Here is a 25,826-nt window from a genome sequence, read left to right as displayed (position 1 = left end):
CAACACCATGACAGACACATCGAAACTGCACTACACCGCCGAGCATGAGTGGATTCTGGTCGACGGCAGCATCGCGACCGTCGGCATCACCGCCTATGCCGCTGAGAAGCTCGGCGACGTGGTCTTCGTCGAACTGCCCGAGGTGGGCAGCACGGTCGCCGGCGGCACGGTCGTCGGTGAGATCGAGTCGACCAAGTCGGTCGGCGAACTGTTTGCGCCGGTCAACGGCACCGTCACCGCCACCAATGACCAGGTGGTCGAGAGCCCGGAGCTCGTCAATAGTGATCCGTTTGGTGAGGGCTGGCTGATCAAGGTTGAATTCGAGACCCTCCCTACGTTGCTCAGCTTTGCCGAGTATTCCGCTTTGATCGGGGAGTGACGCCCACAATGACCCAGGCTTTCGCGCAGCGTCACATCGGAACGGATGTTGACGCCCAGTCCCACATGCTCGCCACGCTCGGCTACGACTCCGTGGACGACCTTGTCTCCGCCGCCATGCCGGCCTCGATTCACGCAGATCTGTTTCGGCAGGACGGCGACAGCGCCCTCCCGCCCGTTGCGACCGAGAACGAGGCCGTCGCCGAACTGCGCGCCCTGGCCAGCCGCAACACGGTCAAACGCTCCATGATCGGTCTCGGCTACTACGACACGTTCACGCCCGCCGTGATCAAACGCAACGTGTTCGAAAACCCCAGCTGGTACACGGCCTATACGCCTTACCAGCCCGAGATCTCGCAGGGCCGGCTCGAAGCCCTCATCAACTTTCAGACCATGATTGCCGATCTCACCGGTCTGACCACGGCCAACGCGTCGATGCTCGACGAGTCGACGGCGGTCGTTGAGGCCATGCTGCTCGCCCTGCGCGCCTCGAAGTCAGGCTCGCGACGATTCATCGTCGATACGGATGCCTTCCCGCAGACCCACGCGCTGCTCGACAATCGCGCCGCCGCGCTCGGTATCGAGCTCGTCCAGGTCGCGCTCAGCGAGCAGACCACGGCCGAAGATCTCGGCGATTATTTCGGCGTCTTCGTGCAGTACCCGTCGGCTTCCGGTCGCATCTGGAACCCGCAAGCGGTCATCGATCTTGCGCACGAGCGTAAGGCGCTCGCCGTGGTAGCCGCCGACCTGCTGGCTCTCACCCTGCTCAAGTCGCCCGGCGACCTCGGCGCCGATGTCGCCGTCGGCACGAGCCAACGCTTCGGCGTGCCGATGGGCTTCGGCGGACCACATGCCGGCTACATGGCCGTGCGCAAGGGTCTCGAACGCCAGCTGCCCGGCCGCCTCGTCGGTGTCAGCGTCGATGCCACCGGACATCCGGCCTACCGCCTTGCCCTGCAGGTGCGTGAACAGCACATTCGCCGTGACAAGGCCACCTCGAACATCTGTACCGCCCAGGTGCTGCTCGCCGTCATGGCCGGCATGTATGCCGTCTATCACGGGCCGAACGGCCTGAGAGCGATCGCCGAACAGGTGCACGAACGAGCAGGGGCCCTCGTTGCCGCCCTGCGCGCGATCGACGTCGAAGTGATCAACGACACGTTCTTCGACACGATCTCGGCCTCCGTCCCGACCAAGGCGGCCGAGATCGTGGCGAAGGCCGCCTTGAGCGGATACAACCTGCGCCAGGTCGACGCGACCACCATCAGCATTTCGGTCGATGAGACCACGACGCTCGCCGACCTGTCGTTCGTCGTCGGTGCGTTCGGCGGCCGGAGCGCGTTCGGGCACGTTGACTTTGACGCCGTGCAGGCCGGACTGCCGACCGACCTCGATCGCGAGAGCACGTTTCTCACCCACCCGGTGTTCAACACGCACCGCTCTGAGACCAGCATGATGCGTTACCTCAAGCGCCTCGCCGACTACGACTATGCGCTTGACCGGGGCATGATCCCGCTCGGCTCCTGCACCATGAAGCTCAACGCGGCGAGCGAAATGGAGGCCGTCAGCTGGCCCGAATTCGCCGGTATCCACCCCTTCGCTCCCGCGGCGGATGTCGAGGGCTACCTGCATCTCGTGCGTCAGCTCGAAACCTGGCTGAGTGATGTCACCGGCTATGACTCCGTCTCGCTGCAGCCCAACGCCGGCAGCCAGGGGGAACTGGCCGGTCTCCTAGCCATCCGCGGGTATCACCTGTCCAACGGGCAGACCGACCGCACGGTCTGCCTGATCCCGTCGAGCGCGCACGGCACCAACGCGGCATCCGCTGTCCTGGCCGGCATGCGCGTCGTCGTCGTGGCCTGCGACGAGCTCGGCAACGTCGACCTGGCGGATCTGCACGCCAAGATCGCCGAGCATGCCGACAACCTCGCCGCGCTCATGATCACCTACCCCTCGACCCACGGGGTCTACGAGCACGAGGTCGCCACCATTTGCGAGGCCGTGCACGCCGCCGGCGGGCAGGTCTACGTCGACGGTGCCAACCTCAATGCGCTGCTCGGGTTCGCCCGCTATGGCGATTTCGGCGGCGATGTCTCCCACCTGAACCTGCACAAGACCTTCTGTATCCCGCACGGCGGCGGTGGGCCCGGTGTCGGCCCGGTCGCAGCCAAGGCACACCTCGCACCGTTCCTGCCCGGGCATCCGCTCGCCCAGAGCGACGAGCACTACCTGCTCGGCAACGCGGGAGCCACCGCGACCGTCGTGCACGCCGGCGGACCGGTCTCGGCGGCGCCCTATGGTAGCCCGAGCATCCTGCCCATCTCGTGGGCGTACGTGCGCATGATGGGAAACGACGGCCTCAAGCAGGCCACCGGGGCAGCCGTGCTCGCCGCCAACTATGTCGCGAAACGCCTCGAAGACAGCTACCCGTTGCTCTACTCGGGCGAGAGCGGCCTGGTCGCACACGAGTGCATCCTCGACCTGCGACCGCTCACCGCGGCCACCGGCGTGACCGTCGACGACGTGGCCAAACGCCTCGTCGACTACGGCTTCCACTCGCCGACCATGAGCTTTCCGGTCGCCGGCACGCTCATGGTCGAACCCACCGAGAGCGAAGACCTCGGCGAAATCGACCGTTTCATCGACGCCATGATCGCGATCAAGGCCGAAGCGGATGCCGTAGCCGCCGGCCGCTGGCCCGCCGACGACAACCCGTTGCACAACGCTCCGCACACCGCGCAGTCGGTGATCGAGGGGGAGTGGGAGCACCCGTACGACCGGGCCACAGCGGTCTATCCTCTCGCGAGCCTGGTGCGGGGCAAGTACTGGCCACCGGTGCGCCGCATCGACAACGCCTACGGCGACCGTAACCTGGTCTGCGCCTGCCCACCGCCCGAAGCATTCGAGTAGGAGCTCGCCACCGCCACGTTAGCTGGCCGGGGCAAGCAGCCCCGGCCACCAGGCCAGCGCGAGCGGGTAGCCGACGAACGAGAGAATGTCGAGCAGCCAGTGGGTCACCACGAGCGGCATGGTGCGCCCCCACCGGGTGTAGCACCAACCGAACACGACGCCCATGGCGACGTTACCGAAGAACGGCCCAACGCCCTGGTACAGGTGATAGCTGCCGCGCAGTGTGGCCGAACTCAGGATGATGATCCAGGGTGACCAACCAAGCTTACGCAGGCGGGTGAACAGGTAGCCGACCACGATGATTTCCTCGACCAGCGCGGCCTTCAGCGCGGCTAAGACCAGAATCGGTATGGTCCACCAGAACGTGTCGAGCGGCGAGGGCACCACAGCCACGGTGAAACCCAACGCGCGCCCCGCCAGGTACAGCGCAAGGCCCGGAATTCCGATGATCAGCAGCAGTCCGAACCCGCCCAGCACATCCTTATCCGGTCGGGTCAGGTCGAAGCCAAGTCGGGTGAACGGGTTCTGCCCGGGCCGCCAGAGCAGGAACATCACCAGAGCCACCGCTGCGAGCCCGAACGCAATGCCGAGAAACTGGTAGGTGAAGTCGAGCCACTCGCGCGGCGACTGCGAGCCGTTCAGCGTCGCCGACTGATCGACGAGCGGCGTCGTATCGGTCAGCCTTGCCACGATCGAGACGATCGAGTACACCGCCGACGCCCCGAGCGACAGGGCGAGAACAATGCCGATCTCCCAATAGTTCCGGGAACGGTCGAGCCGGGAACGAGGCAACAGGGATGCTTGCGGCATGGCTCTATCCTGCCACCCCGTCATCCCCCGGCGTCCGCTTCACGATCACAGAGGGTGCACCACCTTTTCGGGGTCACCCCGCAGCATATGTGCAAAAGCAGACTCCTTGACGCTCAATAGTTGCCGAATAGATTGCGCGTCGATAACATTCTTCGCCCCATTACCCATTCTGGGCATATAACAAACTAGGGTCGTAGCAACCCCCCCAATCTTGAGTTGGTTCCTTTGCGGCCAAAATTGGGTTGACTCTACTGGCGCGCGACACGATCAAGAGCCGTGTCGGGCCCCCTTTTGTGCATTGGAGCAAAAATTGAAAATCAGGAGAATGGGCATTGTCGCCATCGCTCTCGCGTCTACCGGAGCTCTCGCGCTCTCGGGCTGCGCCGGTGGGAACGCCGGGCCCGCGGTCAGTGACAGCGCCATCATCACGGTGAACGGCAACGAGCCCCAGAATTCGCTGATCCCGACTAACACGACAGAGACCGGTGGCGGCAAGATCGTCACCTCGATCTTCGCCGGACTCGTCTCGTACACGGCAACCGGTGCAATCGAGAACGAGGTCGCAAAGTCGATCGAGTCCGACGACGCCACCACCTGGACGGTCACCCTCGAAGACGGCTGGACCTTTACCAACGATGAGCCCGTCACGGCGTCTTCCTTCGTCGACGCGTGGAACTACGGCGCACTGTACGAAAACGCACAGAGCACGTCGTACTTCTTCGACGACATCGTCGGTTATTCCGACGTGCAGAACACCAAGGATGACCCCACCGGGGCCGTCGATGAGAACGGCGACGTGCTGCAGGTCCCTGACCCACTCACCCCGTCGATGTCCGGCCTGACGGTCGTCGACGACACGACCTTCACGGTCGAGCTCGCTTCAGCGGAAGCAGACTGGCCGTTGCGCCTCGGCTACTCCGGCTTCTCGCCGCTACCAGCTGTTGCGTTTGAGGACATGACTGCCTTCGGTGAGAATCCGATCGGAAACGGTCCGTACATGCTGGCCGCCGAAGGCGCTTGGGAGCACGACGTTCAGATCGCCTTGGTAACCAACCCCTCCTATGACGGTGTTCGCAAGCCGGTCAACGGCGGCGTGAGCATCGTCTTCTACGGCACTCAGGAGGGTGCGTACGCAGCCGTGCAGGGTGGTGACCTCGATGTGCTTGACCAGGTTCCCGACTCCGCGTTCGAAACGTATGTGTCCGACTTTCCGGACACAAACGTAAACCAGCCGGCCGCGATTTTCCAAGCGTTCAACATGCCGTATTACCTTGAGCACTGGAGTGGTGCAGAGGGCGAGCTTCGCCGCGCAGCGATCTCCATGTCGATCAACCGTCAGGAGATCACTGACGTCATTTTCCAAGGCACTCGTACCCCGGCTACCGACTTCACGTCGCCCGTCATTGACGGTTACTCCGACCAGCTGGCCGGCGCCGAAGTTCTTGAGTTCAATGAAAAAGAGGCCAAGGCCAAGTGGGCAGAAGCCGACGCCATCTCGCCATACACCGGCACGTTCGACCTCGCCTACAACGCCGATGGTGGACACGCGGCTTGGGTTGATGCCGTGGTGAACAGCATCAAGAACACTCTCGAAATCGACGCGGTTGGCAAGCCGTACCCGACCTTCGCTTTGGCGCTGGATGACCGCTCCAATGCAGCGCTGACCGGTGCCACCCGCGCCGGCTGGCAGGCCGACTACCCCTCGCTGTACAACTTCCTCGCGCCGCTGTACCAGACCGGTGCCGGCTCGAACTACGAGTTATATACCAGCCCAGAGTTCGATGGTCTCTTGAAGGAGGGTGCAGCAGCCGAAAACGTTGAGGACGCCACTGCCAAGTACCAGGAAGCCCAAGAGGTTCTGCTCAAGGACCTGCCGACCATTCCGCTGTGGTACTCCAACGCCACGGGCGTCTGGTCTGAGAACGTCGACAACGTGGAATTCGGTTGGGACTCCGTCCCGCTCTACCACAACATCACAAAGGGCTAATATTCACCAGCTCGGTTCAGCACTGCCTGGACTTGATTAGTGCGTGAGGTGCCCGGGGCGGTATAGCCCGGGCACCTCACTGCTTAGATTTATTTAGTGATTGAGATGTTTATGTTCCTCTGTTTCAACGAGGGAACCTGATGCTTTGGTACACCGGCAAGCGTCTGCTCCAGATGATCCCCGTGTTCTTTGGCGCCACGTTCCTGATCTATTTCATGGTGTTCTCCCTTCCTGGTGACCCCATCGCGGCACTATACGGTGACCGGCCCCCTTCCCCTGGTGTCATCGCCCAATTGAGGGCCGAATACAACCTCGACAAGTCCCTAATCGAGCAGTACCTGATCTACATCGGTGGTTTCTTCCAAGGCGACCTCGGCACGACCTTCTCCGGACGCTCGGTGTCCTCTGTCATGGCTTCCGCCTTCCCAATTACGGCACGTCTGGCCATGCTCGCCCTTGCCTTCGAAGCGTTTTTCGGCATTCTGGTGGGCTTGGTGGCCGGTCTGCGCAAGGGAAAGCTGTTTGATGCCAGCGCACTTGTGGTCAGTCTCCTCCTGATTAGCGTGCCCACCTTCGTGATCGGTTTCGTGCTGCAGTTCGTCTTCGGCATCCAACTGGGCTGGGCCCGCACCACGGTCAGCGGCGCGGCACCCCTGGACGAACTGATTCTGCCCGCGCTGGTGCTGGCATCCGTCTCATTCGCCTACATTGTTCGCCTCACCCGGGCAAGCGTTTCGGATAATCTCAATGCCGATTTTGTGCGCACCGCTACGGCGAAAGGCTTGTCCGGCCGTCGTGTGGTGACCGTGCATGTGCTTCGAAATTCCCTCGTGCCCGTCGTGACTTTTCTCGGTGTCGATATCGGCTCTCTCATGGTCGGTGCCATTGTTACCGAGGGCATCTTCAACATCAACGGGGTCGGTGGCACCGTTTATGACGCCATAAAACTGGGCGAGGGACCGACGGTCGTGTCGTTCATCGCCGTTATGGTTGTCATTTTCGTGGTGGCTAACCTGCTCGTCGATCTGCTTTACGCAGCCCTGGACCCGAGGATTCGTTATGCCAAGTAGTACCCCCAACAATCGTCAGGCCCACGTCGTGGCGGCACTGGACGAGACTCCGGTTGCTGCCATCGATCAGGTGAACGAGACGCAGAAGGCCCGCAGTACCTGGACGGACGCGTGGGAATCGATGCGTCGACGTCCCTCGTTTTGGATCTCCTCGTCGCTGATTCTCCTGATCGTTCTGGTGGCCTTGGTGCCGACGCTGTTCACACAAGCGCCGCCGAACAGTAATTGTTTGCTGGCCGACAGCAACGGCGGTGCTGAGGCCGGACATCCACTCGGATTCACCCGGCAGGGCTGCGATACGTATGCCCGCATCATATTTGGCACTCGGGCATCCGTTACGGTTGGCCTGCTGGCCACGTTCCTGGTAACCCTCGTCGGCGTCGTGATCGGTGCGTTGGCCGGATACTACGGCGGCGTACTCGACGCGATCGTGTCGCGAATCGGCGATATTTTCTTTGCCGTCCCGACCGTGCTTGGCGCCATCGTGTTGCTGTCGGTGTTGCCGGAGCGCACTCCGGTCACGATTGCGCTGGTCATGTCGATTTTCGCCTGGCCGCAGATCGCACGAATCATGCGTGGAGCTGTGCTAACGGCTCGAAATTCGGATTACGTGACGGCGTCCATCGCGCTCGGCGTGTCGAAGTTTAAGATTCTGCTTCGACACGTTGTGCCGAACTCGATCGCACCGGTGATCGTGATCGCGACGGTTTCGCTGGGCACGTTCATTGTCGCCGAAGCCACGCTGTCGTTCCTCGGAATCGGCCTCGGCTCGGACATAATGTCCTGGGGTAACGACATTGGCAACGCCCAGACCTCCATCCGTACTGCCCCGCAGGTCCTGCTCTATCCAGCCGCAGCCCTGTCGGTGACCGTGCTGGCCTTCCTCATGCTGGGTGACGTCGTTGGCGACGCGCTCGATCCGAAGGCGAGGGCACGCCGATGACCGAGTTAGTGACCGAAACCGTGAATCAGACCGTGCCGAGTTCAAATGACCCACTACTTGACATTCGCGATCTTGAGGTCGGATTCCAGACGCAGTACGGCGTAGTTCCGGCTGTGCGTGGCGTAAGCCTGACTCTCTATGCCGGCCAAACGCTCGCCATCGTTGGGGAGTCAGGTTCTGGCAAGACCACTACAGCGCAGGCGATCATTAATCTGCTCGCCGGCACGGGCAAGGTCACCGCGGGCGAGATTCTGTTCGAGGGTCGCGATCTGACTAGGCTGTCGGCCAAGGAGATGCAGGGTGTGCGCGGAAGCCTGATCGGTTATGTGCCGCAGGATCCGATGAGCAACCTGAATCCCGTCTGGAACATCGGTTTCCAGGTTGAGGAAGCCATCAAGGCCAACAGCCCCTTGCGCGGAAAAGAAGCGCGTGCGCGCACCATCGAAGTGCTGCAGGAAGCTGGCCTCGCCGATGCCGCCGACCGGCTCAAGCAGTACCCGCACCAGTTCTCCGGCGGTATGCGCCAGCGCGTGCTCATCGGCATCGGGCTGTCCGCCCGGCCGAAGCTGCTCATCGCCGACGAGCCCACCAGCGCGCTTGATGTCACCGTGCAACGCCAGATTCTCGATCACCTCGCCACCCTCACCCGGGACTACGGCACGAGCGTTCTGTTCATCACCCACGACCTCGGCCTCGCCGCCGAACGGGCCGAACAGCTCGTGGTGATGTACAAGGGCAAGGTTGTCGAATCGGGGCCGTCGCAGGAAATCCTGGCCAACCCGCAGCACCCATACACGCAGCGCCTCGTGGCGGCCGCTCCGAGCCTTGCGTCGCGGCGCATTCAGGCCAAGAAGAATCAGGATGCCCCGGCGCCCGAAATCTTTTCGGCCGGCGGCACGGACACTGCGCTCATTACGCGGGCCACCGAACGTGAACTAGCGGCGTCGGGCAAAGACCTCATCTCCGTCGAGGGCATCACCAAGATGTACCGCATCCGTAAATCCGGTCTGAAGTATGACGAACTCCTCGCCGTGAATGACGTGTCGTTCGGCGTGAAGAAGGGCACGACCACAGCGATCGTGGGGGAATCCGGCTCCGGCAAATCCACCGTGGCCAAGCTCATCCTGCAGTTGGAGAGCACCACCAGCGGGCGGATCGAATTCGAGGGACGCGACGTCGCTGGCTTGAAGGGGCGTGAGCTTCTGAATTTTCGGCGCCGAGTGCAGCCGGTCTTCCAGGACCCGTATGGTTCGCTCGACCCCCAGTACAACGTGGGCAACACCATCGCGGAACCCCTGCTCGCGCACAACGTGGGGTCGCGAAAGGAACGGCAGAAGCGGGTCTTGGAGTTGCTTGACCAGGTGTCCCTGCCGGCCGCAACGCAGTTTCGCTATCCGAGCGAGCTGTCCGGCGGTCAGCGCCAGCGCATCGCGATTGCACGCGCCTTGGCGTTGAAACCCGACGTGCTCGTGCTGGATGAAGCCGTGTCTGCCTTGGATGTCCTTGTGCAGGGGCAGATTCTGAACCTGTTGACCGAGTTGCAGACGGAGCTGGGCCTGACCTATCTGTTCATTACCCACGACCTCGCGGTCGTGCGGTTGGTCGCTGACAATGTCTGCGTCATGCAGAGGGGGCGCATCGTGGAGGCGGCGTCGACCGATGAGGTGTTCAACAACCCGCGAGAGCTGTACACACAGGAGCTGCTCGCGGCGATCCCCGGAGCCAACTTCGCGTTCGGGCGGTAGATCAACCTTCTGCGCAGCTCAGGCCCGACCGGGGAATCATTCCTGTCGGGCCTGTGGTTTCCCTCGTGGCACTCACGGGAGCCAGCGACGTCACGCGCTGTACATATGTCGCCGTGGTGGCGGCAACCCAACGGGCCTTCACATTGCGGGGTTCAGACGCAGCTTTTGTGCACAATGCCACCCACGGACGACAAAAAATGGTCCTATTTCATAACAGTTCGGTCATTTGATTGGCAAAGTTAGGGATTCTCTCTAGGGTCGTATCAAACCACGATCGACTCGCGGCCCCTCGCCGTGCACCGACGATCACTTCGCCCAGGAGGAATCTTGTCCATCAGAGGAAAACTGTTCAGGAAGAGCCTTAGTGGGGTCGCCGTTCTTGGCGTCGCAGCCCTAGCCCTGACCGCATGCACCACATCCGGCAGTACCGACACCAACACGGATGCCGCGGCCAGCGGCGGCACCGTCACGGTTGCCGTGGTCAACGACTTCACGTCTTTTAACGGTCAGACTCCACAGTCCAATCTCGATACCAATGGACAGGTCGGTTACCTCATGGGTAACTACGCATCGGCCTTCTCCTACATCGATAACGAATTCAATATCGTACGTGAAGAAAAGTTCGGCACCTTCGAGAAGACCAGTGACGACCCGCAGACCGTCACATACACGCTGAATCCCGAGAACAAGTGGTCAGACGGAGAGCCCGTGACCGCCGATGACATGGTGCTCGCCTGGGCTATCGGAGCCGGCTACTATAACGACTCGACCGTCGACGAGTCCACCGGCGAAGTCGCCACTGGCACCACGTATTTTGAAATCGCGGCCAGCACTGCCGGCCTCGATACCACAGCATTTCCCGAGGTCAGCGAGGACAATCTGTCGATGACCCTGGTCTACGACACGCCCTACGTCGACTGGGAGCTGGTCAACCCGATCGCTCAACCCGCCCACATCGTGGCCAAAAAGGCCGGGCTCGGCTCGGCCACCGAACTGACCGCACTGCTCAAGGGCCTACCCAAGGGAGATCCGGCAGCCCCGGCCGAGCCCGATGCCACGTTGAAGGCGGCGGCGGACTTCGTGAACACCGGCTACGACGTGACCGCGTTCCCGACCGACCCCGACCTCCTCGTGTCGAGCGGTCCCATGGTGCCGACGGGCTGGACTCCCGGCCAGTCGTTCACGATGGAGCGCAACAAGTTCTATGTCGGTGGCATGCTGCCGAAGATCGACAAGCTCATCCTGCGCGTCATCCCAGACGCGAACGCCCAGGTGACGGCGCTGCAAAACGGTGAAGTCGACATCATCAACCCGCAGGCATCCGCTGATACGCTCACCGCCCTGGAGAACACCGGCGCCGACGTACTCGCTGGTGATCAGGTCTCGTATGACCATCTCGACCTGCGTTTCGATCAGCCGGTCTTCGCTGATCTCAGCGTGCGCCAGGCGTTCCTCAAGACGGTCCCTCGGCAGCAGATTCTCGACTCCATCGTGACCCCGGTCAACCCCGATGCCAAGATTCTGGACTCTCAGATCTGGGTTCCGGCCAACGCGCCCTATGACGATTCGGCCGCGAACAATGGTTCGAGCGACTACGCCGAGGTCGATATCGAAGGCGCCAAGACGCTGCTCGCCGGCGCCACCCCCTCGGTGCGCATTCTCTACAACACCAACAACCCCAACCGAGTCGATGAGTTCCAGGCGATTCAGGAATCGGCCGCGAAGGCCGGAATCACCGTTGTGGACGCGGGTTCACCCGACTGGAGTTCTCTGCTAGAGGGTGGCGACTATGATGCTTCCATCTTCGGCTGGATCAGCCCCGGCGTCGGCTCCACCGGCATCGCGCAGATCTTCTCGACCGACGGCGGCGGAAACTACAACCAGTACGAGGGAACCAACGACGACGCCATCCTCACCCAGACGACCCTCGATCCCGATGAACTGATCGCCATCGAGAAGCGCATGGACAAGCAGATGTTCACGGATGCTTACGGACTGCCGCTGTTCCAGCTGCCCGGCGTGTTCGGTGTCTCCAAGCGCGTGAGCGGTGTGGAGTACATGGGCAACCAGACCGGTCCGTTCTGGAACTTCTGGGACTGGTCCGTCACTAAGTAGATAGTTCGCTCTCAGTTGGGCTCCTGGGTTCGCCCAGGAGCCCAACTCGCGGATCGGCGACAGTTCGTTGGTACCCCGGCACTTTTGCCAAACCCCTACAGTGAGGTAGCCCAGGCATGGTGAGTTTTATCCTGAGACGAATTCTCGTTTCCATCCTCATCCTGATCGCCGCATCGTTTCTGATGTACGTTATGGTCGGCTATTCGGCGCAGCCGCTCCAAGATCTTGAAGGCAGCAACTCTCCCAACAAGCAGCAGCTGATCGATGCCCGCGTTGCACTTCTCGACCTCGACGTGCCGCCGCCGCTTCGCTGGGTGCTCTGGCTCGGCGGCGTCGCCAAGTGCGCGATTCCCTTTGCCAACGCCTGCGACCTCGGGTCGACGATCTCGAACGCCCAGGTCATCGATATTCTTCCGAACGCTTTGGCCGCCACCGTGCAGCTGGTCACGTTCGCCCTCGTGCTCGCCATTTTGCTCGGCGTCACGATTGGTATCATCACCGCTCTGCGTCAGTACAGCGGCCTCGACAACACCGTCACCTTCGTCAGCTTCTTCCTATACTCGTTGCCCGTATTCCTGGTCGCCGTGCTCCTGAAAGAGTTCATCGCCATCGGCTTCAACGATTTTCTCCGTGATCCTGTGATCGGCACCGGAGCACTGGTGGTGATCGGCCTCGTCGTCGGTGCCATCTGGCAGTCATTGCTCGGCGGTGACCGCCGACGTCGACTGGTGGTTTTCCTGGTGTCGGGGCTGGCCACGTCCGGGGTGCTGCTCCTGATGAGCGCGACGGGCTGGTTTATGAATCCGGGCCTGGGGCCGATCCCGGTCATCCTGCTGGTCGCGGCGATCGCCCTCGGTGCAGCGACCCTGCTGGCCGGACTGCGCAACCGTCGGGCGCTGATTACCGCCGGTATCAACGCCGCGGCCGCCATTGCGGCGTATTTTGTGCTCCAGCCCCTATTCGACGTTTCGAGCGCCGGAACGCTATTCATTCTCGCACTCGCCACGATCGCGGTCGGGCTGATCAGCGGCTTTTTGGCGGGTGGCTACGATCGCGGCCAGAATATGCGGGTCGGTCTCGTCACCGCGCTCTTCTCCGGCGCGGTCGTGCTGGTTGACCGGTTCATGCAGTCCTGGGGTGCCCTCCTGACGGCGACGAACGGGCGCCCGATCGCCACCGTGGGTTCCAAGACTCCGGGACTGTCCGGGGACGTGTGGCTCGCCGGCCTCGACACGTTTGTCCACCTCACCCTGCCAATTATTGCCCTCCTGCTGATCTCCTTCGCCGGGTACACCCGGTACTCCCGCGCCGGCATGCTCGAGGTGCTCAGCCTCGACTACATCCGTACTGCGCGCGCCAAGGGGCTTCCGGAGCGCACGGTGGTCGTTCGGCACGCGTTCCGCAACATGCTGATTCCGCTGACCACTCTCGTCGCCTTTGATGTGGGAGCCCTGCTCGGTGGCGCAATCATCACCGAACGGATCTTCGCCATTCCCGGCATGGGCAGCCTGTTCAACGCCGGCCTGTCCCGGGGAGACCTCAATCCGGTCATGGGCTATTTCCTCATCGTCGCCGCCATGGCGATCACGTTCAATTTTCTGGCCGATATGGCCTATGCCGGGCTCGACCCGAGAGTGAGGATCCGCTAGATGTCCACACCAATTGGTTCGGGATCCACCCCGTCACCCACTGAAATCCCTGCCGACGAACTCGCCGCGGCGAGTTCGGTACCCGAGAGCCAGGGCCGCCTCATTTGGCGCCGATTTATTGGCAACAAGGTGGCCGTGGCCTCGATCGTCGTTCTTCTCGTCATCATCCTGTTCTCCTTCTCTGCCATCGGTATCGGTCCCATTCCCGGCTGGTGGAAGTTCGGGTTCAAAGAACTCAACCCGCAGGTGAACGGGGGCGACCCCACGCTGTCGCTCGTGCCGCAGTTTCTCGGTGGCGACGGCATGTCAATGGGCGAGCATCCGTTCGGCCAGGACCGCATCGGCAAGGACTACTTCGCCATGACCATGCGGGGCATTCAAAACTCCGCGCTCGTGATGGTGGTTCTCGGCCTCATCGCGACCGTTGTCGGCGTGGTGGTCGGGGCGGTTGCCGGGTACTACCGCGGCATGGTCGATGCCGTGTTGATGCGCATCACGGACGTTTTCATCGTGATTCCCGCGCTCGTCATCGGTTCGGTCGTCGGCCAATGGTTCGGCAGCCTCGGCGCCCCGGTTCTAGCGATCATGCTCGGGTTCTTCTCCTGGATGGGCATCGCTCGGCTGGTGCGCGGCGAATTCCTGTCGTTACGCGAACGCGAGTTCGTCGAGGCGGCCCGGGTAGCCGGGGCGTCGGACGCGCGCATCATCTTCAAGCACATCCTGCCCAATGCCATGGGCGTGGTCATCGTGTCGGCGACGCTCATCATGGCCTCGGCCATTCTGCTCGAGACGGCGCTGAGCTTTCTCGGCTACGGCATCCGCTCTCCCGACGTGTCGCTCGGCCTGCTGATCAGCTCCAACCAATCGGCGTTCCAGACTCGGCCGTGGCTGTTCTGGTGGCCCGGAGCGTTCATCGTGTCGCTCGCGCTGCTGGTCAACTTCGTCGGCGACGGTTTGCGCGATGCTTTCGACCCGCGCCACCGCAGGTTCAAGCTCAGCAAGATGCGCGAGACCCGACCCGAACCGGAATTGGACAGCCAGCCATGACGCCGGTCACGTGCCCGCCGGTGCTGTGCTCAGGCCAGAAGAAGAGCCACAAGAGATGCCGCAGCACCGGCCACAAGCACGCCGGCACGACCCCACGCCCACACGGCCGACACGGGTGTCTGCGCCGCGAGGCCGCCGTCTACCCGGCCGCTGCGCTGCAGGGCGTCCCAGCGAGAGCGCACCAGTTGCGCCGCCTCACCGGACTCGCTATCCGGCAGGTCGCCGGGTCGGGGTTGCCCGGTCAGGTACGGCACCGGGTCGGTGGTCTTACGACGTCCGGCGCTGGTCAAGCTTCGGCCGGGGGCGGGAGCGCAGTGCACAGCGAACTTACGCCCCGGCGTGTACAGGGTGAGCGCGAACTTGGTGTCGACGTGCACGAGCGCCGCCCACGGCACCACAATGGTGCGCAGGGGATTGCGAATGGTCACGCCGGCGTCGTCGACCTGCAGGCTGGGGTGCCAGAGCACCTCCCAGACGAACAGCATCACGAACAGGGCCGGAATGACCAGCCAGCGGTTCGACGCGGTCGGCAGCAGGAACAGGCTCAGCGCACTCAGCGCGGCAATCCCGGCAAAGACAGCAGCGATGATGCGGTTGAACCGCGAGTAGAAAAAATTCGGGTCGGAAGCGACGGACATGCAGCCATGCTGCCAGATTTTTGCCGCAACCACCGCGCGAGCAGCAATATCAACGAAAGCAGGACTTCATGACCGAACAGGTGACGACCACATACTCCGGCCCGGTACTGCAAGTTACCGACCTCACCGTGCACTTCGGCGTGGACAACGTCTGGGTGCCGGCCGCGCTCAAACTGAACTACTCGATCGAGCGTGGCAAGGTGCTCGCCATCGTCGGCGAGTCCGGCTCGGGCAAGAGTGCCAGCTCCATGGCCGTTCTCGACCTGCTCCCGGAGAACAGCCGCATCTCCGGCAGCGTCAAGCTCAGCGGCCGGGAACTGATGGGGTTGAAGCCCGCGCAGATGCACAAGGTGCGTGGTGGCCAGATCGCCATGATCTTCCAGGAGCCGATGACGGCGCTCAACCCGGTCTATACGATCGGCTTCCAGATCATTGAGACCCTGCGGGCCCACTTCGGTATGTCGCCCTCGCAGGCCAAGACGCGCGCCTTGGAGTTGCTCGACATGGTCGAGTTGCCAGATCCGCTGAAGGCCTTCAACTCCTACCCGCACCAGTTGAGCGGCGGGCAACGCCAGCGTGCCATGATCGCCCAGTCCATCTCCTGCGACCCGCAACTGCTCATCGCCGACGAGCCCACGACTGCACTCGACGTGACCGTGCAGGCCGAGATACTCGACCTGCTGCGCAGCCTGCGCGATCGCCTCGACAGCGCCATCCTGCTGATCACGCACGACATGGGTGTCGTCGCCGACCTCGCCGATGACATCGCCGTCATGCGACGGGGCGTCATCGTCGAACGCGGCACGGTCGACCAGATTTTCAACGCACCCAGGCACCCGTACACCATCGCCCTGCTCCAGGCCGTTCCGCACCTCGGCCAGCGCGGCGACGCAGCCATCGACATGACTGCGGCGCTCGCTATCGGCACCGACATCGTGGTCGACGCCGTGCTCGCCGCTCGCATCGAGGTCAACGAGCGGCTGGCGAATGAGGCGGCCACGGCAGCCCGGCGCGACAGCCGCGAAGTGGTCGTCAGGTTCGATGATGTCGTCATCGAATATCCCAAACACGGTCGAGTCGCAGCATTCCGTGCGGTCGACAAGGTCGACCTGTTCGTGCGCCAGGGAGAGGTGCTCGGACTCGTGGGGGAGTCGGGCTCCGGTAAAACCACCCTCGGACGCGCCGCCATCGGTCTCCTGCCCATCACCGAAGGCACGCTGCACGTGGCCGGCCAGGACATCTCCAAGGCCGGCCGCGACGAGATTCACCGACTGCACAAGAGTGTCGGAATCGTTTTTCAGGACCCGTCTTCTTCGCTCAACCCGCGGATGCCGATCGGCGACAGCATCGGGGAACCGCTCAAGCTCGCCAAGGGTTTGAAGGGCGCGGCCCTGAGCGCCGAGGTGGAGCGGTTGCTCGACAGTGTTGAACTGCCTCGCTCCTACCGCAGCCGCTTTCCGCACGAACTCTCCGGTGGGCAGAAGCAGCGTGTCGGCATTGCCCGTGCGCTCTCCCTCGAACCGAAAGTGCTCATCGCTGATGAGCCGACCAGCGCGCTCGACGTCTCGGTGCAGGCCCGGGTACTGCTGCTGATTCAGTCGCTGCAGCAGCAGATGAATTTCGCCTGTCTGTTCATCACCCACGACCTCGCCGTCATCGACGTGCTCGCCGACCGCATCGCGGTGATGCACCACGGCCGCATCGTGGAAACCGGCACGCGGGATGAGATTTTGCGCTACCCGAAAGACCCGTATACCCAGCGTCTGCTCGCGGCCGTGCCGATCCCCGATCCGACCGAACAGCGTGCCCGCCGCGAGTTGCGACGCGAGTTGCTGGCCGCCGGAAACGAGGTCTAGCCGGGTTCGCCCCACCAGCCGGGGTCAAATCGTACGGTAGGATTGAACCTTGGGTCACATTATGACCTCCGGTATCCATTCTTCGTCGCGCGCGAGACTCTGCGGCACTCATTCTTCGTAAGGATCTATTTTTATGGCGATTGCTACACGCAATAACCTCCGAAATGTTGCAATCGTTGCTCACGTTGACCACGGTAAGACGACGCTGGTTGACGCGATGCTCAAGCAGACCGACTCCTTCGCGGACCACTCCCACGTTGAAGAGCGCGCGATGGACTCGAACGAACTCGAGCGCGAAAAGGGCATCACGATTCTCGCCAAGAACACGGCGGTTTCGTACAAGGGCATCCACGCCACCGACGGTCCCATCACCATCAACGTGATCGACACCCCGGGCCACGCTGACTTCGGTGGCGAGGTCGAGCGCGGACTGTCCATGGTCGACGGCGTCGTTCTCCTCGTTGACGCGAGTGAGGGCCCGCTGCCGCAGACCCGTTTCGTGCTCCGCAAGGCGCTCGAGGCCAAGCTGCCCGTCATCCTCCTGGTCAACAAGACCGACCGTCCCGACGCGCGCATCGACGAGGTCGTGGCCGAGAGCCAGGACCTCCTTATCGGCCTCGCGAGCGACATGGCCGACGACTTCCCCGACCTCGACCTCGACGCCGTGCTCGACGTGCCCGTCGTCTACGCCTCCGGTCGTAACGGCGCCGCCAGCTGGAACAAGCCTGAAGACGGCACACTGCCCGATAACGACGACCTCGAGCCGTTGTTCGATGCGATCCTCAAGCACATCCCGGCACCGACCTACGATGACACGCACCCGCTTCAGGCGCACGTCACCAACCTCGACGCCTCGCCGTTCCTTGGCCGTCTCGCGCTGCTGCGCATCTTCCAGGGCACCATCAAGAAGGGCCAGACCGTGGCCTGGGTGCAGCAGGACGGCACCGTCAGCAACGTGAAGATCACCGAGCTGCTCATCACCAAGGCGCTGGACCGCTACCCGACCGAGAGCGCCGGCCCCGGTGACATCGTGGCTGTAGCCGGTATCGAGAACATCACCATTGGTGAGACCCTCGCCGACCCCGACGACGTGCGCCCCCTGCCGACCATCACGGTTGACGACCCGGCCATCTCGATGACCATCGGCACCAACACCTCGCCGCTCATGGGCAAGGTCAAGGGCCACAAGCTCACCGCCCGCATGGTCAAGGACCGCCTCGACCGCGAGCTCGTCGGTAACGTCTCGCTCAAGGTCGTCGACATTGGACGTCCCGACGCCTGGGAGGTGCAGGGCCGTGGAGAACTGGCCCTCGCCATCCTCGTGGAGCAGATGCGTCGTGAGGGCTTCGAGCTCACCGTCGGCAAGCCGCAGGTCGTTGTGCGTCGCATTGACGGCAAGGTGCACGAGCCCTACGAGCACCTCACCATTGACGCGCCGGAAGAATACCTCGGCGCCATCACGCAGCTGCTCGCCGCCCGCAAGGGTCGCATGGAGAACATGGCCAACCACGGCACCGGCTGGGTTCGCATGGAATTCATCGTTCCGTCGCGCGGCCTGATCGGCTTCCGCACGCAGTTCCTCACCGACACGCGCGGTACCGGTATCGCCAACGCCATCCTGCACGGCTACGAGCCCTGGGCCGGAACGATCAGCACCCGTACCAACGGTTCGATCGTCGCCGACCGTTCCGGTGCAGTCACCCCGTTCGCGATCATCAACCTGCAGGAACGCATGTCGTTCTTCGTGCAGCCGACCTCCGAGGTCTACGAAGGCATGGTCATCGGCGAGAACTCGCGGGCCGACGACATGGACGTGAACATCACCAAGGAAAAGAAACTGACCAACATGCGTCAGTCCAGCTCCGACACGTTCGAGTCGATGACGCCGCCCAAGCAGCTTTCGCTCGAGCAGTGCCTCGAATTCGCTCGTGAAGACGAGTGCGTCGAGGTCACCCCGGCCGCCGTGCGTATTCGCAAGGTGGAGCTCACGGCAGCCGCTCGCTCGCGCCAGGTTTCACGCGTGAAGAAGCAGGACGCCAACTAGTCCGTTTCGCCCGCGAGAGCGTAAAAAGTGCCGCTTTGACCACGTCGAAGCGGCACTTTTTGTGCCTCGCGGTGTACACATTCGCACAACTTGAAAGGCTTCACATGACGACCAGCAGACTGACACGACGAATTGTTCTCGCCCTCGTAGTCGCCGCAGCCGGACTACCCCTCGTGGCGGGCTGCTCCGTGGGCGACACCGTGCGCGACAGCGTGAATGGTGCCGTGAACGGAGCCGTGCAGGACGCGACGGGCGGTGACGTCAGCCTCGGAGGCCAGCTTCCCGCAGACTGGCCGGCCGAAATTCCCGTGCTCGACGGAGAGGTTCTCTTCGCGACCGGTGGTGTCGGGGAGAGCGGGGTCGGTGGCTGGGTAGTGACCGTCAATGCCACGTCAACGACTCCCTTGGACGATGCACGGACTCAGCTGCAGGCGGCCGGCTTCACCGAAGTGGTGGCCGGAGTCGACACGGAGGTGGTCACGATGGCGAACGAGAACTTTGGTGTCGTCGTGGCCGGCAATCCCGACGGCGTGCTCTACACGGTCACCCCGGTGCCCGCGCTCGGTTAAGCGAACAGGGGTGCTCCGACGTAGCTTCCCTCAGGGGTGCCCGCCGGAACCGCGAACAGGGCGCTGCCGACATGGCGAATGTACTCGTTGAGCGCGTCGTGCTTGGCGAGGTTCAGCTGCACAGCAGCGAATTGGGCCGGCGACCGCTGGAAGCTGATAAAGAACAACCCAGCTTCCAGTCGCCCCAGCTCATCGTTGCCGTCGACGAAATTGTAGCCGCGACGCAATAATTTGGTGCCGTTATTCTGAGCTGGATGCGCCAGTCGCACGTGCGCAGCAGCGCCGATCAGTGGCTGGTCTGCCCGGCCGGCCAGCGCGAAGTCGGGCTCACTGAACTCCGTGCCACCCGAAAGCGGTGCGCCAGCGCCCTTGGTGCGTCCGAACACGGCTTCCTGCTCGCTCAGAATGGAGCGGTCCCAGGTCTCGATGGTCATGCGGATGCGCCGCGCCACCAGGTAGGAGCCGCCGGCCAACCAGGCCGGGCCGTCGGCCGCCGACACCCAGACCTGGGCGGTGACGACATCGGGTTCTTCAGCCTTGATGTTGGCGGTGCCGTCCTTGAAACCGAACAGGTTGCGCGGGGTGGCCTGGCTCGTTGACGTCGACGAGGTGCGTCCGAAACCGAGCTGGGACCAGCGCAGGGCGGCCCGCCCGAATGCGATCCGCGACAGGTTGCGAATCGCGTGCACGGCGACCTGGGGGTCGTTGGAACAGGCTTGGATGCACAGGTCGCCGTCGCTGCGGCCGACATCGAGGTCGTCGCCGGGAAAGTGCGGCAACGACGTCAGCTCGGCCGGTCGGCGTCGTACAAGTCCGAAGCGATCGACGCCATCCGCTGTTTCAAACAGTGTCGGGCCAAAGCCGAACGTAATCGTCAGGCCCGCGGTGGGTAGACCCTGCGCCTCACCGGTGTCTTCCGGCGGGGAGTCGTACGGGCCGGAGACCGCGCCATACTCGCCGACGTCCCGGCCGGCGCTCATCGAAGCGGCTGCGATGGTCCAGTCCTGCAGTAGCTCGATCAATTCGGCCCGCGTGGTGCCGGCCGAGACGTCAAACGCGGCGAAGTGCAGGCGATCCTGGGCAGGCGTGACGATGCCAGCCTGGTGCCGGCCGTAAAACGGGTACTCAGCAGAACCGGATGCCATCTCCGGCGTCGCCGACGCGGCCAGCGCCGCCCGGTCCCCGGCCACCCCCATCCCGATTCCGGCGACGCTTGCCCCGGCTAGGCCGAGCAGCCCGCGCCGAGACAGGCCGCGGGCCGGCACGGCCAGATCGGCGGACTCGGCCCGCTTACTACCCGTCACACCGTGCGTCACAGCACGAGCGCGGCGGTGAGTCGATTCAGCGGCTCGCCGAGTGCGTTGACCTGGTCGGCGAGGGCGCGAATCGCGCCCGGATCGAGGTCGGTGTACAGGGTGAACCCGTCGCCGACGCGCTGCGCGTCCAGCATCGTCTGCAGGGCGGCGAACTCGCCGTCGAGCGACGCGGCCAGGTCGGCATCCGTTTGCAGAAGAATCGGGCGCACGCCGTCGTAAAGCTTCTGGGCACCGTCAACGTTGGCCTGGAAGTCCCAGAGATCGGTGTGTGACCAGATCTCTTCCTCTCCGGTGACCTTGCCCGTCGCGACCTCGTCGAGCAGGCCGATCGCTCCGTTGGTCTGCTGCGACAGGGTGAAGTTCAAACCCTGCACCTTCTCGTGCAGGGTGGCGGTGTCGGCGACGAGCAGCCCGGTGAGGGCCGCCCGCTTCTGTGTGCTGTACGCCTCGAAGCCGGCTTCGGCGTCAGCGGGCCAGAGGTCCTTCTCGATCGCGTGCCAGCCGGTCCAGTCCTGGCCCTCTTCGAGATCGGCTTCGCGCAGGTCGAGCTTCGGGTCGAGGTCCCCGAACGATTCGGCGATGGTTTCCACCCGCTCCCAGTGCACCCGGGTGGGGGCATAGAAGCTGCGTGCAGCGCCGAAGTCTCCAGCCAGATAGGCCGCGGCGAACGTGTCGGTGCCGGTGACAAGCTGGTCGATCTGGTCGCTCACGTAGGAGGCGTAGTTGCTGTTGGCGGTGTCGATTTGGGCCGCCAGGTCGACGTTGAGGGTGGCCGCGGCATCCGTTTTGGTCGCGGTGAACTCAGCCTTGCCGACGCCGTCTCCGGACATGCCGGGCTTGCAAGCGGTGAAGTAGCTGCCGGCGTCGAGCTGCACGACGAGGTCGCGGCTGAGGCCAGGGCCGATGTTCTCGGCCTCGCCGACGATGCGCTTGCCGTCAGCAGCCAGCAGATAGAACTCCGTGACCTGGTCACCGGAATTGGTGACAGTGAAGCGGATGCTGCCGGCCGGCGCCTCGTTCGCCGATACCGCGCAGGCCGTCTGGCTGCTGTCGACGGTGAACGCCGTGTGCGTGGCAGCCGGGTCGTTAGCGACACATCCTGTGAGCAGACCAACACCGAGCACGCTGGCACTGAGCAGGCTGACACCAAGCAAACTGGTAGAACGAAAAGCACGAGGCATGAAAATCCTTCGACAGTGAAACGAAAAGTTACCGCACCGCGACGGGCGTGGGGGCCGGCGCGTAGGACGCAGCCGGGGCCGGGCGCCCACTCGTGCGGCCCCGGCGGCTCGTGGTGATGAAGAGGGTCAGGGTGGGCACGGCGTAGGCAAGCCAGGCGAACATCTCGAGCCACGTGGTGGCGGGGGAGAAGTTCAGGGTGCCCTTGAGCAGGGTGCCATACCAGCTGTCCGGCGGCACGGCAGCACTCACGTTGAAGGCGAGTGCATTCAGGCCGGGCAGGATGCCGGCTTCCTGCAGGTCGTGCACGCCGTAGGAGAGCACGCCGGCGGCGACGACGATGAGGATGGCACCGGTGTACGTGAAGAACTTCGACAGGTTGATCTTGAGCATGCCGGCGTAAATCAGAGCGCCAAGGCCGATCGCGGTCACGATGCCGAGAAATGCTCCGAGCAGGGGCATGGTCGTGGCACCGGTGGCCTGCACGGCAGCCCAGAGGAACAGGGCAGTCTCGATGCCCTCGCGGCCCACAGCGAGGAACGCGACGAGTACGAGACCGAGGCCGGCGCCCACGAGGTGCTTGTCGATGTTGCCCTGGAGGTGCCCCTTGAGGTCGCGGGCGGTGCGCAACATCCAGAACACCATCCAGGTCACCAGCCCGGTCGCAGCGATTGACAGCACGCCGCCAATGGTCTCTCGCGCGGTGAACGACAGGCCGTAGGTGCCGTAGGTGAGCAGGGCGCCGATGCTGAGGGCCAGGAGTACGGCCAGGCCGACACCGAGCCAGATGCGCGGCAGCACGTCTCGCCGGTTGATCTTCACGACGTAGGCGATGAGGATCGTTACGATCAGGGCGGCCTCAAGGCCTTCGCGCAGGCCGATCAGGTAGTTTGCGAGCACAGGGTTCCTTGTAAGTTCGGGCGAAATATTTGGTAAGGCTAACCTTACCCTTCCGACTCTAGCCTGAACGTCGCGGGCGTGTCTAGTTATGATTTGACTCGGGAAGAAATGTTGCCCAGCGATAAACAGCCAGCAGAGCAGAACGGTGCGTGATCCATGGTCATGTCCGGCAGCGGCGAGCGAATCGTGTTCGTGCACGCCCATCCTGGTGATGAGTCCGCTCTGACCGGTGGCACCATTGCCCGGCTCCGCTCCGAGGGGTCGCGGGTTCTCGTGCTGTACGCCGCAGCGCTGGCCGAGGCGGATGCCGCGGCCACGTCCGCAGCGCTGGCTGAACTGGGGGCGCGCAGCTGGCATCGATTGCCGCAGGGTTCCGTTGGCGGGCCTGAACTGGCGCAGGCCCTGCGCAGCGCTATCGACGATCTCGGCGCGACAGCCGTGGTCGTCGGCGCTGTCGATGATGCTCTGCGCGAGGTCGCCACGGCCACCGCGCACGACGCCGGCCTGCCCGTCTTCCTGGCCCGCACGGTGCGGCAAGCACCCGGACAGCGTCTCATCGCGATTGACGTGGGCGACCATCTCGACCAGAAGGTGCGGGCGCTCGGGCATTTTCCGGCACGCTGGAGCCTCTCAGGGCACGCGCGCACCCTCGCCGGCGGCAGCACTGACATCATCACCGACACCGAAACGTTCCTGCGAGCGGATGCCCCGCGCCCAGCCCTCGCTCCGCCGGCCCCTCGGCCCGCTCGCCTGAACCTCACGAACAGGTCGCTGGCCGGCCTCGTCGGCCTGCTGCTGGGTATCCTCTTCGGTGTGCTGGGAACCATCGCGCATCAGGCGACCCTGACACTGTTCGGCGTGGCGCTTCCGATCGGCCTGACGATCGCCTTCGTCGGGATCGGCGCCCTGCTGCTCGGGCTGCGCCTCGTCGTGGGAGATCGATTCGTGGTCGGCCTGGCCGCGGCAGGGTTACTCCTGACCATTTTTGTGCTGTCACTGCGCGGTTCCGGAGGGTCGGTTCTCGTGCCGGCTGGCCTGCCAGGAACCCTGTGGACCGTCGTTCCGGCGCTGATCGCGGCTTTCGTGCTGGCCTGGCCGAAACTGCCGCCGCGCCGCCGATAACCGAGCACTTTCTCACACGGAGAGGGGCGTCGACCGGGGGGGGGGCGTAGAATCAAGAGTCCGCTCTCGAAGGGAATCCTCAGCCTGTGACGTATGTGATCGCTCTGCCCTGCGTCGATGTGAAAGATCGTGCTTGCATCGACGAATGCCCGGTGGACTGCATTTATGAGGGTGAACGCTCCCTCTATATCCATCCGGACGAGTGCGTCGACTGCGGAGCCTGCGAACCGGTCTGCCCGGTCGAGGCCATCTACTACGAAGACGACCTGCCCGAACAGTGGGCCGACTATTACAAGGCCAACGTCGAATTCTTCGACGACATCGGCTCCCCGGGCGGAGCCGCCAAGGTCGGCGTGCTCGCCAAGGACCACCCCGTCATCTCCGCGCTGCCGCCGCAGGTTCAGCACTAAGCAATTTTCGTGCTGAAGCAGCTGCCGGATTACCCCTGGGATCAGATGGTCCCTTTTGCCACCCAGGCACGCCAGCACGCCGACGGAATCGTCGATCTGTCGATCGGTTCGCCCGTCGATGCCACGCCCGACGTAGTGCAGCGGGCGCTGCGCTCGGCAACGGATGCCCACGCCTACCCGCAGACCGTCGGTACTCCCGCATTGCAGCGGGCGATCATCGCGTGGTATGCCCGACGCCGCGGTGTCGACGGCCTGCAACCGCAGAACGTGTTGCCCACGATCGGTTCCAAGGAACTCGTCGCGCTCATGCCGTTCATGCTCGGCCTCGGCGAGGGTGACACGATCGTGCATCCGCGGGCCGCCTACCCGACCTACGCAATCGGCGCCGCCATCGCCGGAGCCACGGCCGTAGCCTCCGATGATCCGGCCGAGTGGCCCGAATCAACCAAGCTGATCTGGCTCAACAGCCCGGGCAACCCCGACGGTCGGGTACTGCCGGTCGAGGCACTCCGCGCTGCGGTCGCCCGTGCTCGAGAACTCGACGCCGTCATCGTCAGCGACGAATGTTATGCCGAACTCGGCTGGGATGCCCCGTGGAACACTGAGCCGATCCCGAGCATCCTCGATCCTCGGGTGATCGAGGGAGATCGGCGCAACGTAGTCGCGATCTACTCGCTGAGCAAGCAGTCCAACATGGCCGGCTACCGCGCGGCGTTCGCCGCCGGGTGCAGCGGTGTGCTCGAGCGTCTACTGACCGTGCGCAAGCACGCCGGGCTCATGCTGCCGGCACCGCTCCAAGCCGCCATGATCGCCGCTCTCGGAGACGACCAGCACGTCGCCTTGCAGAAGGAGCACTACCGAGCCCGCCGAGAAACCCTGCGGCCGGCTTTGGAACAGGCCGGCTTTCATATAGATCGGAGCGAAGCCGGGCTCTACCTCTGGGCGACGGAGGGGCGACCCGCGTGGGAATCCATCGGGCGGCTGGCGGCCCGAGGTATCCTGGCCGGTCCCGGTCCGTTCTACGGCGATGTCTACCCGGAGCACGTGCGCTTCTCGCTCACCGCCACCGACGAGCGAATCGCCGCCGCCGCCGCACGTCTGCATTCCTGACGGCTCCCCCCGAGTAGGTGCTCGATAT

Annotated in this window: 20 protein-coding genes; 15 read left to right on the top strand and 5 right to left on the bottom strand. The window is 63.8% G+C overall.

What is annotated here, in order from left to right; genetic code table 11:
- Window positions 1-7 precede the first annotated feature (7 nt).
- Both gcvH and gcvP read left to right on the top strand, forming a co-directional pair.
- Window positions 8-379: a glycine cleavage system protein GcvH gene (gcvH, locus tag E3T50_RS02770; RefSeq protein WP_134550422.1), complete on the top strand. Its 372-nt coding sequence runs from the start codon at window positions 8-10 to the stop codon at window positions 377-379.
- Window positions 380-387: 8 nt separating this feature from the next.
- Window positions 388-3,288 carry an aminomethyl-transferring glycine dehydrogenase gene (gene gcvP / locus E3T50_RS02765; protein ID WP_134550421.1) on the top strand — a complete coding sequence of 967 codons (2,901 nt, stop codon included), beginning with the start codon at window positions 388-390 and terminating at the stop codon, window positions 3,286-3,288.
- A gap of 18 nt (window positions 3,289-3,306) precedes the next feature.
- Here gcvP and E3T50_RS02760 read toward each other — a convergent pair whose 3' ends face one another.
- The gene (locus E3T50_RS02760; RefSeq protein WP_134550420.1) at window positions 3,307-4,098 is read right to left on the bottom strand and encodes a CPBP family intramembrane glutamic endopeptidase; all 792 of its coding nucleotides are present in this window, start codon (window positions 4,096-4,098) and stop codon (window positions 3,307-3,309) included.
- 325 nt (window positions 4,099-4,423) lie between these two features.
- On the opposite strand from E3T50_RS02760, the gene E3T50_RS02755 reads away from it, so the two are divergent.
- From E3T50_RS02755 to E3T50_RS02725, 7 genes are all read left to right on the top strand, one after another.
- A complete protein-coding gene (locus E3T50_RS02755) occupies window positions 4,424-6,085 on the top strand; it encodes a peptide ABC transporter substrate-binding protein (protein ID WP_134550419.1) in 1,662 nt (553 codons plus the stop codon).
- Window positions 6,086-6,225: 140 nt separating this feature from the next.
- Window positions 6,226-7,155 carry an ABC transporter permease gene (locus E3T50_RS02750; RefSeq protein ID WP_134464132.1) on the top strand — a complete coding sequence of 310 codons (930 nt, stop codon included), beginning with the start codon at window positions 6,226-6,228 and terminating at the stop codon, window positions 7,153-7,155.
- Window positions 7,145-8,098 carry an ABC transporter permease gene (locus tag E3T50_RS02745; protein ID WP_134550418.1) on the top strand — a complete coding sequence of 318 codons (954 nt, stop codon included), beginning with the start codon at window positions 7,145-7,147 and terminating at the stop codon, window positions 8,096-8,098. The genes E3T50_RS02750 and E3T50_RS02745 overlap by 11 nt, the downstream gene beginning before the upstream one ends.
- Window positions 8,095-9,843 (top strand): ABC transporter ATP-binding protein, encoded by a 1,749-nt coding sequence (locus E3T50_RS02740; protein WP_134550417.1) that lies wholly within the window; start codon window positions 8,095-8,097, stop codon window positions 9,841-9,843. Before E3T50_RS02745 ends, E3T50_RS02740 begins: the two co-directional genes overlap by 4 nt.
- 327 nt (window positions 9,844-10,170) lie before the next feature.
- Entirely contained in the window at window positions 10,171-11,958 is a 1,788-nt protein-coding gene (locus tag E3T50_RS02735) for an ABC transporter family substrate-binding protein (protein WP_134550416.1), read from the top strand.
- A 116-nt stretch (window positions 11,959-12,074) separates the two neighbouring features.
- Window positions 12,075-13,607 carry an ABC transporter permease gene (locus tag E3T50_RS02730; RefSeq protein WP_134550415.1) on the top strand — a complete coding sequence of 511 codons (1,533 nt, stop codon included), beginning with the start codon at window positions 12,075-12,077 and terminating at the stop codon, window positions 13,605-13,607.
- The gene (locus E3T50_RS02725; RefSeq protein ID WP_134550414.1) at window positions 13,608-14,654 is read left to right on the top strand and encodes an ABC transporter permease; all 1,047 of its coding nucleotides are present in this window, start codon (window positions 13,608-13,610) and stop codon (window positions 14,652-14,654) included.
- A 29-nt stretch (window positions 14,655-14,683) separates the two neighbouring features.
- On the opposite strand, the gene E3T50_RS02720 is transcribed toward E3T50_RS02725, so the two are convergent.
- Entirely contained in the window at window positions 14,684-15,292 is a 609-nt protein-coding gene (locus tag E3T50_RS02720; protein WP_134550413.1) for a PH domain-containing protein, read from the bottom strand.
- Between the two features lie 68 nt (window positions 15,293-15,360).
- Between E3T50_RS02720 and E3T50_RS02715 the strand changes: the two genes are divergently transcribed.
- The 3 genes from E3T50_RS02715 to E3T50_RS02705 all read left to right on the top strand — a co-directional run bounded on the left by E3T50_RS02715 (window position 15,361) and on the right by E3T50_RS02705 (window position 19,761).
- Complete coding sequence (locus E3T50_RS02715) at window positions 15,361-17,148, top strand: dipeptide ABC transporter ATP-binding protein (protein WP_134550412.1); 1,788 nt, start codon at window positions 15,361-15,363, stop codon at window positions 17,146-17,148.
- 133 nt (window positions 17,149-17,281) lie between these two features.
- Entirely contained in the window at window positions 17,282-19,192 is a 1,911-nt protein-coding gene (gene typA / locus E3T50_RS02710) for a translational GTPase TypA (RefSeq protein WP_134464116.1), read from the top strand.
- A gap of 104 nt (window positions 19,193-19,296) precedes the next feature.
- Window positions 19,297-19,761 carry a hypothetical protein gene (locus E3T50_RS02705; protein ID WP_134550411.1) on the top strand — a complete coding sequence of 155 codons (465 nt, stop codon included), beginning with the start codon at window positions 19,297-19,299 and terminating at the stop codon, window positions 19,759-19,761.
- Here E3T50_RS02705 and efeB read toward each other — a convergent pair.
- The 3 genes from efeB to efeU are packed head-to-tail and all read right to left on the bottom strand — an operon-like array spanning window position 19,758 to window position 23,156.
- A complete protein-coding gene (efeB, locus tag E3T50_RS02700; RefSeq protein ID WP_134550494.1) occupies window positions 19,758-21,065 on the bottom strand; it encodes an iron uptake transporter deferrochelatase/peroxidase subunit in 1,308 nt (435 codons plus the stop codon). The genes E3T50_RS02705 and efeB overlap by 4 nt on opposite strands.
- A gap of 8 nt (window positions 21,066-21,073) precedes the next feature.
- Window positions 21,074-22,258 carry an iron uptake system protein EfeO gene (gene efeO / locus E3T50_RS02695; RefSeq protein ID WP_134550410.1) on the bottom strand — a complete coding sequence of 395 codons (1,185 nt, stop codon included), beginning with the start codon at window positions 22,256-22,258 and terminating at the stop codon, window positions 21,074-21,076.
- A gap of 28 nt (window positions 22,259-22,286) precedes the next feature.
- Window positions 22,287-23,156, bottom strand: coding sequence for an iron uptake transporter permease EfeU (gene efeU / locus E3T50_RS02690; RefSeq protein WP_134550409.1), 870 nt, complete (start codon window positions 23,154-23,156; stop codon window positions 22,287-22,289).
- A gap of 156 nt (window positions 23,157-23,312) precedes the next feature.
- On the opposite strand from efeU, the gene E3T50_RS02685 reads away from it, so the two are divergent.
- The 3 genes from E3T50_RS02685 (at window position 23,313) to dapC (ending at window position 25,798) form a co-directional block, all read left to right on the top strand.
- The gene (locus tag E3T50_RS02685) at window positions 23,313-24,278 is read left to right on the top strand and encodes a PIG-L deacetylase family protein (RefSeq protein ID WP_241990709.1); all 966 of its coding nucleotides are present in this window, start codon (window positions 23,313-23,315) and stop codon (window positions 24,276-24,278) included.
- A gap of 86 nt (window positions 24,279-24,364) precedes the next feature.
- Window positions 24,365-24,688 carry a ferredoxin gene (gene fdxA / locus E3T50_RS02680; protein WP_134464104.1) on the top strand — a complete coding sequence of 108 codons (324 nt, stop codon included), beginning with the start codon at window positions 24,365-24,367 and terminating at the stop codon, window positions 24,686-24,688.
- A gap of 9 nt (window positions 24,689-24,697) precedes the next feature.
- Entirely contained in the window at window positions 24,698-25,798 is a 1,101-nt protein-coding gene (gene dapC / locus E3T50_RS02675; protein WP_277612654.1) for a succinyldiaminopimelate transaminase, read from the top strand.
- Window positions 25,799-25,826: the final 28 nt, after the last annotated feature.

The sequence above is a fragment of the Cryobacterium gelidum genome (genome assembly GCF_004403985.1).
GTDB classification, from domain to species: Bacteria; Actinomycetota; Actinomycetes; order Actinomycetales; family Microbacteriaceae; genus Cryobacterium; species Cryobacterium gelidum.
The sequence above is the reverse complement of the archived record's forward strand: the minus strand, read 5'-3'. Positions and strand labels throughout refer to the sequence as shown.

Excerpts from the sequence above, each read along its gene's own strand:
- gcvH (WP_134550422.1), top strand. The coding sequence starts at position 8 with ATGACAGACACATCGAAACTGCACTACACCGCCGAGCATGAGTGGATT.
- gcvP (WP_134550421.1), top strand. The coding sequence starts at position 388 with ATGACCCAGGCTTTCGCGCAGCGTCACATCGGAACGGATGTTGACGCC.
- E3T50_RS02760 (WP_134550420.1), bottom strand. The coding sequence starts at position 4,098 with ATGCCGCAAGCATCCCTGTTGCCTCGTTCCCGGCTCGACCGTTCCCGG.
- E3T50_RS02755 (WP_134550419.1), top strand. The coding sequence starts at position 4,424 with ATGGGCATTGTCGCCATCGCTCTCGCGTCTACCGGAGCTCTCGCGCTC.
- E3T50_RS02750 (WP_134464132.1), top strand. The coding sequence starts at position 6,226 with ATGCTTTGGTACACCGGCAAGCGTCTGCTCCAGATGATCCCCGTGTTC.
- E3T50_RS02745 (WP_134550418.1), top strand. The coding sequence starts at position 7,145 with ATGCCAAGTAGTACCCCCAACAATCGTCAGGCCCACGTCGTGGCGGCA.
- E3T50_RS02740 (WP_134550417.1), top strand. The coding sequence starts at position 8,095 with ATGACCGAGTTAGTGACCGAAACCGTGAATCAGACCGTGCCGAGTTCA.
- E3T50_RS02730 (WP_134550415.1), top strand. The coding sequence starts at position 12,075 with ATGGTGAGTTTTATCCTGAGACGAATTCTCGTTTCCATCCTCATCCTG.
- E3T50_RS02725 (WP_134550414.1), top strand. The coding sequence starts at position 13,608 with ATGTCCACACCAATTGGTTCGGGATCCACCCCGTCACCCACTGAAATC.
- E3T50_RS02720 (WP_134550413.1), bottom strand. The coding sequence starts at position 15,292 with ATGTCCGTCGCTTCCGACCCGAATTTTTTCTACTCGCGGTTCAACCGC.
- E3T50_RS02715 (WP_134550412.1), top strand. The coding sequence starts at position 15,361 with ATGACCGAACAGGTGACGACCACATACTCCGGCCCGGTACTGCAAGTT.
- typA (WP_134464116.1), top strand. The coding sequence starts at position 17,282 with ATGGCGATTGCTACACGCAATAACCTCCGAAATGTTGCAATCGTTGCT.
- E3T50_RS02705 (WP_134550411.1), top strand. The coding sequence starts at position 19,297 with ATGACGACCAGCAGACTGACACGACGAATTGTTCTCGCCCTCGTAGTC.
- efeO (WP_134550410.1), bottom strand. The coding sequence starts at position 22,258 with ATGCCTCGTGCTTTTCGTTCTACCAGTTTGCTTGGTGTCAGCCTGCTC.
- E3T50_RS02685 (WP_241990709.1), top strand. The coding sequence starts at position 23,313 with ATGGTCATGTCCGGCAGCGGCGAGCGAATCGTGTTCGTGCACGCCCAT.